Here is a 6007-nt window from a genome sequence, read left to right on the forward strand (position 1 = left end):
TTAATATCCTATGCCAATATCTTTTGTGATATTAATTTGTTTATTAATAGCTTTGTCTTTACTTTGTGAATTTGCACTTAATGCTTTTTCTGTTGTTAATTGTTTAGCTAATTGTTCTTTTATTTGTTTAGTTACTTCTAATAATTTCCTAGAACGCATTAAATCATTAAAATCACTATAACCTTTTTGAATTTCTTCTTTTGTAAATTGTGGCAATACAATTTTAATATCTTTGTATTTATTTTTAATATCGTAAGCTTTTGTTTTTCCTACGTTTGGTTTATTTTCTAGTTCTTTTTTAATATCATTGTCAGCTGCTATTGTAATCTGTATTTTTGGGTATTTTTCTTTAATATTAGCAATGACAACTTCAAGATTTCCAGCATCAACTGCCATAACTGTTGTTTTTTTTGTAGCTTCATAAACACTAGCAGCAGTTGCAAAACCTTCACAAACAAAAATTTCATTTACATTATTAAGATTTTTTGCTCCAATAATAAAAAAATTACCAGTTTTTTTTGATGGATATTCTATGTTTTGTTCTTTTTCTTCTTTAGTTCTAATTAATCCAATCATTTTATCGCCATTGGAAAAAATTCTTTGAGAAGTCCAATGTTTGCCTTCAATATCACTTAATGGTATTAATAGATTTCCGAATTCATCTTGTTTTAAATAATAATTTTTTTCTAAACCTTTATTTTGTAAATAGGGGTGTTTGTCATAAGCCCATTTAGCATTGTTGTATTCTTCTTGTGCTTTTAATGCACTAGCTTCTTGTTTTTCTAACAATTCTTCTTCTCTAGCTAAATTTATATTAGTATTTTTTTCTTTTTGGATTTGTATTTCTTGTGTTTTATCTTTTGTTTGGTTTAAACTTAACGAGCTTTTCCAATTTTCTTTATATCCAGTTTTAAAATTTTGAATATGTCCTGCAGGATGGGCATTTAAAAATCCTACATAAGCCCCACTAAGATTTCTACCTTTATCATCATAAGTTCTTACTCTACGTAATTTTCCATCCATTATAGGTTCATTTACATCGAGTCCTGCATCATTTAATGCTTTTGTAAATTCTGCTTTTACTTCATCTTCATTAATTTGTATTTGCGGTTTTTGTTCTTGTTTAGTAAGCCATTTTTCTAATTTGTTTAAATCAGTACCTTTAGCAGCATACCAAGCTTTAGCTTCCTTATCCCACTTTGCACCTAGTTTTTTTGCTTCATCCTTATCTTTATAAGGAACATATAAATAAATTTTTTCTTTTGCAAGTCCTAAATCTTGATTATTCATATTTTGCTCCCTATTTTCTTGTATTATATTTTGTTTAGGTTGTGTATTTTGCTCAATTTCTAATTTTTGTTCTAGCGTAAAGTCTTCTAGAAAATTTACTATTTTTGTTGCATCTGAAGTTGCTCTAAAAATTTCATAAGGCTTATCTTTTAATATACTAACCCAACCATCAATATAAGATAAATGATTACTTGGGTCATAGTCAAGTCCAATTTTTGCACATAATAAAAAACTAGCAATTTCTGCTCTTAATTCTTCTTTAGCATATTCTTTTGTTCCGAAAGGATGGGCTAAATCTCTATTTAATCTATTTTGATGACCACTCCAATGCCCTAACTCGTGTAAAGCTGTTGAATAATATGCAATTTCATCTATGAATGCACTTTTATTTGGTAATGTAATTGTATCTTGAAATGAATTATAAAAAGCTCTTGAACCACCGTGTTTAATATTAGCATTAGATTTATCTAATATCTCTTGTGCTTCTTTAATAACTTTAAAATTATCAATTTTAGGTTTTTGTTTTAATTTTGGTAAATTCTCGCATTGTTCAGCATTAAAAACACTTGCAAAAAATACTTTAGGCGTTTCAAGTTCAATTTCTATTTTTTCAGACCTACCATTTTCATCAAGTATAATATTTCCATTTTCATCTACTTTATCAACCATTTCGCTAAATTGCCAATATTGAATAGAAGTTGATTTTTCGCCTTTTTTAACATAAGCACCTAATTCTTGTGCTTGTTTATATGTAAGCCATCTTGGATCATCATATCCTTGCATCATTAAATTAATTGAATTAATACCATTATAATTTTTATTTGTTTTTGGGTTATATGGCATAATATTATTTAATTCATCCGCTTTCCAAGGTTTAATCCAAGGAGCAGTACCATTTTTTAAACTTTCAATTATTTTTTCAGCAGTATTTTGAATAAAATCTTGATTTTTCATAGTTTAACTCTCATCATTATCTATAAAATCATATTCGTTTATAGCATTTTCAACAAATGCACCTAATTCTTCGGCAACTTCAGGGCTAACTTCATAAGCGTAGTTTTCAACTAATTCTAAATCTGTAAATTCTTTCATTTTTTCTCCTTATTATTTTTTCGCATAGGTAGTAAAACTAGAGCTATGCGTTTTTCTAACTTTTTAATGGTTTCAAATGCTTGATTTATTTGTTCTTTTTCGTTTAAATTTTTATCGGTGCTTTTATAAGCAAAATAAGAAATATTATTGAGCTTTTTCATTTTTTAAAGTTTCTAAGTTAAATAAATTAAAAGCAATATTTATTTTGGTATTTGATTTTCTTGCTTCTTCATTTATATTTTTAATATTTAAATTGCTATCATATTTTGCTACATAGCCATTTAAAAAACCATTTGTAATATTTCCTGTATTATATACAGAAAGCGCTTGATTTATTCGTTCTTTTTCGCTTAAATTTTTATCGGTGCTTTCATACGCCAAATAAAAAACATCACTACCAGCTTTTATATTTTTGCAAGTATCTAATAAATCATCAACGCTATAACTTGAAAAGGCTTTAAGCTTTAAATTATTAGAATTAAATTGCATTAAACCTATATCAACACTAGCATTTTTTGATAAGTAATAATTGATTTTTTCTTTGGCTTCTTCTTTTGTTTTTAATATAAATGAGCCTATACCATTAACATTTATTGCGAACTGATTATTATTACTTTCTATCAAAATAATTTTTTGTATTATTTCGGTAGGAACATTTGGATTTTTACATTGTTCTATTAAAGCTATATCAACCATTTAATATCTTTCTAAAGGTTCTAAAATAATATCTTTAGTAACAAAAATATTAAATTTATAACCACTTCTAATTTCTAGCGTTGGTGCTATATTCATATTTTTTCTAATTATTTCAGCTGCTACTTGGCTCATTTGTTCTATTGCTGATGATATTGCTTTATCTTTTGCGGTTTCTTTTTCCCCTGTTGAATTATCGGCAAGTGATACACCAGCAGTAATTGAAGATAATAATATAGCTGAAGCAAAAGTTCTAATGTAATGATTATTAACTTTATCTTTAAAGCCTGTAAGTCCATTTGCGCTTACGCCTTGCATATTATCTAAAATTAAGCTTTGACCATCAGGGAAAATTAACTTATTCCAAGCAACTAACAATCTTGATTGACCCCATAAAATATTAGAAGAATAAGAACCGACAATTTTTGTGCCTTGTGGGATTAACAAATATTTACCTGTAACACTATCATAAACATTTTGTGAAACTTGAGCTAGAACTTGCCCTTGAATTTCTGAATTAATAGAAGTAATTAATACTGCAGGAATTACCCAACCAGCTTTTAATTCATAAGGCGATAGCGCTTTAGTTTTTTTATGTTGGAGATAGCCATTATCTACTTGATTGTCTAAAAAATTACTTGTATTATAATTTTTATCATTAGTTTCAGTATTAAATGAGCCACCAAACATTCCAGCTTGCGCTTTAGCTTGAGCCATAATTTCTTCATCATTGAAATGTAGTGTAGGTTTTGAATTTATATTTACATCACTATTATTAAAATCATAAGAGTAATTGTTTGATTTAGTTTCAATTTGAGTAGGTGCTAAATATGCTTTTTGCTGCATATCTTTTTTAAAGCTTAAATCGTTATCATCTTGATAATTTATTTTATTGAAATTATTGCTTTGTATATTTATTTGCTCTGGTTCTTTTTTAATTAAAAAGTCTTGTTGAATAGGAATAATTTCTTTATTTTGAGCTATTGCATTGTCGCTTGAAATTATTGTAAATGTTGAATTATTTTTAGATTTTTCAAGCTCTTCAATAAAACTTGTAGTGTTTGTGTTATCGATTTGATTTGTTTCTTCTTGTTTAATTATATTATTTTCTATATTTTGCTTTCTAGCAAGTGCTGCATAAAATAATGCAAATAATACCAAAATAACAAAAGCTGCAATAATAATTATTGGAGCTTTAGATATTCTTTTGCTTTGAGTGATTTTATTAGGAGTTGCATTGATTTCTAAGTTGTTACTCATAATTTCTCCTAGTAATCAAAAAAGCTAATACTATTTTTAAAGATTTTATTGTCTTTTACTTTATAAGTTATATTTACTTTGTTTGCATCTATATTTATAGTTACAAAAATATTTTCATCAATTTGAGATATTGAGTAACTTATAAAATTTAAACCTTTAAGAGAATTATCATCGCTAATTGCAAAACCTTCATTTCTTAAAATATCACACAAATGATTGAAAAAATCTTTATTTGCATCACTAGTGCTTAAATATAACGTTGATTGTTTTATATAATTGTTTTTAACAATATCGGCAATATCGTTAATGATAACTTCTTGTTGAATATTGTTATTTAAGTTTAAAGTTGAATTAAAATAATTGTTAGAGTTGCTACAAGCTATAAAAAATAAAGCTATTATGATTAATATTAATTTTTTCATTTTTTCTCCTTTTTAGCAGCTTTTGATAAGTCATAAAGCACATTATTTACTATTTCTTGATTTGCTTTATTTGAATGTTTTTTAATAGTTACCTTTTCTTGTTTTTTACCTACACCAGCAATTAAAACAGCGTTATCAAATAATCTATCTACGATAAAGGTATCGTATTTAAGTCTATAATTTATGATTTCATTTTCTTTACCATTATCTAGCAACATTAATGCAGGAGCTTCATAAAATTTCATATTTTTAGGCATTTGAATATATGTTTTTACACCATCGTTATATACTCTTAAGGGTTTAAAGTTAGCTTTACCTTCAATACTATAATCAAAATCTAAATTGTCAATATTTGATGCAACTACATCATCTTGGAGTTTATAGAAGTTTTTACTATTTGATATTTTCTTCATATCATTTTGGTATTGATTTAATGTTTTGATAATATCATTTTTATAATTAAACGATATCGCAGGCATAAATTTCTTTGCTTCTGAAATTAAATTTAACCTATAAACTCTTTTATTTGTCATAATATTTAGTGTGGTTTGTAAATTTTTGTCGGTTGGCTTTATTATTACGTGTGAAGTAAGATTTGGTTCTTCTCCACTAACACTTAACGAAACAACCCAACGAACACTATCTGCAATTTGAACATCCTTTATAACTTCTCCAGCTTCTAAAACAATATCAGTTAATCTAAGTGGTGCAGTAACTATTGTTGGCATAGATTCGCCAAATAAGAAAACAACTTCGCCATTTTCTCCTAAAGTACTTGTAGTTTTTGCATAAACCCATTTTTGAGCTAATGCTAAATCTTTTTGTTGTTTTGGTGTAAGATTAGCAAAATCTCTTTCATTAAAAGTATTTGCAAATAATAAACTTGTGGTAATTAAACTTAAAAATATTTTATTTTTCATCATATTTCCTTTTTTATAAAATTTTTGAATAATTAATATCGCTAATAAAAATACCTAGTGGATTTTTAATAATTTGTTCTTCAGTTGAAGGAACTATTTGTTTAATTTGAAGTAGTGCCTTATAATTTGTAGTATCAATAATTTCTCCATTTGAACTTACTAAGTTTTCTTCCCATTCAACTTGCCAAGTCTCAACATTTAAAGCTACTATTGATTTAATTTTAACTTTTACATTTTCTTTACCAATTTTATCAAATGGATTATTTGTTTGAAATTCATTATTAACAAATGTAAAAGCTTTTGAATTAGGTTCAATATAGTTATATGTAT

General features: G+C 26.3%; 8 protein-coding genes. All 8 read right to left on the bottom strand.

The window, feature by feature from the left end; all coding sequences use genetic code 11:
* Positions 1–2244, bottom strand: a complete 2244-nt coding sequence (locus AVBRAN12642_RS06815; RefSeq protein WP_336608151.1) for a zincin-like metallopeptidase domain-containing protein — start codon at positions 2242–2244, stop codon at positions 1–3.
* Positions 2245–2247: 3 nt separating this feature from the next.
* Positions 2248–2382 carry a hypothetical protein gene (locus tag AVBRAN12642_RS06820; protein WP_336607586.1) on the bottom strand — a complete coding sequence of 45 codons (135 nt, stop codon included), beginning with the start codon at positions 2380–2382 and terminating at the stop codon, positions 2248–2250.
* Complete coding sequence (locus AVBRAN12642_RS06825) at positions 2379–2543, bottom strand: hypothetical protein (protein WP_336607585.1); 165 nt, start codon at positions 2541–2543, stop codon at positions 2379–2381. The genes AVBRAN12642_RS06820 and AVBRAN12642_RS06825 overlap by 4 nt, the downstream gene beginning before the upstream one ends.
* Positions 2527–3078, bottom strand: a complete 552-nt coding sequence (locus AVBRAN12642_RS06830; RefSeq protein ID WP_336607584.1) for a transglycosylase SLT domain-containing protein — start codon at positions 3076–3078, stop codon at positions 2527–2529. Before AVBRAN12642_RS06830 ends, AVBRAN12642_RS06825 begins: the two co-directional genes overlap by 17 nt.
* Positions 3079–4335 carry a TrbI/VirB10 family protein gene (locus AVBRAN12642_RS06835; protein ID WP_336607583.1) on the bottom strand — a complete coding sequence of 419 codons (1257 nt, stop codon included), beginning with the start codon at positions 4333–4335 and terminating at the stop codon, positions 3079–3081.
* An 8-nt stretch (positions 4336–4343) separates the two neighbouring features.
* The gene (locus tag AVBRAN12642_RS06840) at positions 4344–4757 is read right to left on the bottom strand and encodes a hypothetical protein (RefSeq protein WP_336607582.1); all 414 of its coding nucleotides are present in this window, start codon (positions 4755–4757) and stop codon (positions 4344–4346) included.
* Entirely contained in the window at positions 4754–5677 is a 924-nt protein-coding gene (gene trbG, locus AVBRAN12642_RS06845) for a P-type conjugative transfer protein TrbG (RefSeq protein WP_336607581.1), read from the bottom strand. Before trbG ends, AVBRAN12642_RS06840 begins: the two co-directional genes overlap by 4 nt.
* 13 nt (positions 5678–5690) lie before the next feature.
* On the bottom strand, positions 5691–6007 hold a 317-nt coding region (locus AVBRAN12642_RS06850), incomplete at its 5' end, for a type IV secretion system protein (protein ID WP_336608152.1).

It is taken from the genome of Campylobacter sp. RM12642 (genome assembly GCF_020137635.1).
Classification (GTDB): domain Bacteria; phylum Campylobacterota; class Campylobacteria; order Campylobacterales; family Campylobacteraceae; genus Campylobacter_E.

What these genes read in the sequence shown, in the direction of transcription:
- AVBRAN12642_RS06830 (WP_336607584.1), bottom strand. Translation starts at nt 3,078, where the DNA reads ATGGTTGATATAGCTTTAATAGAACAATGTAAAAATCCAAATGTTCCT.
- AVBRAN12642_RS06840 (WP_336607582.1), bottom strand. Translation starts at nt 4,757, where the DNA reads ATGAAAAAATTAATATTAATCATAATAGCTTTATTTTTTATAGCTTGT.
- AVBRAN12642_RS06835 (WP_336607583.1), bottom strand. Translation starts at nt 4,335, where the DNA reads ATGAGTAACAACTTAGAAATCAATGCAACTCCTAATAAAATCACTCAA.
- AVBRAN12642_RS06825 (WP_336607585.1), bottom strand. Translation starts at nt 2,543, where the DNA reads ATGAAAAAGCTCAATAATATTTCTTATTTTGCTTATAAAAGCACCGAT.
- AVBRAN12642_RS06815 (WP_336608151.1), bottom strand. Translation starts at nt 2,244, where the DNA reads ATGAAAAATCAAGATTTTATTCAAAATACTGCTGAAAAAATAATTGAA.
- AVBRAN12642_RS06820 (WP_336607586.1), bottom strand. Translation starts at nt 2,382, where the DNA reads ATGAAAGAATTTACAGATTTAGAATTAGTTGAAAACTACGCTTATGAA.
- trbG (WP_336607581.1), bottom strand. Translation starts at nt 5,677, where the DNA reads ATGAAAAATAAAATATTTTTAAGTTTAATTACCACAAGTTTATTATTT.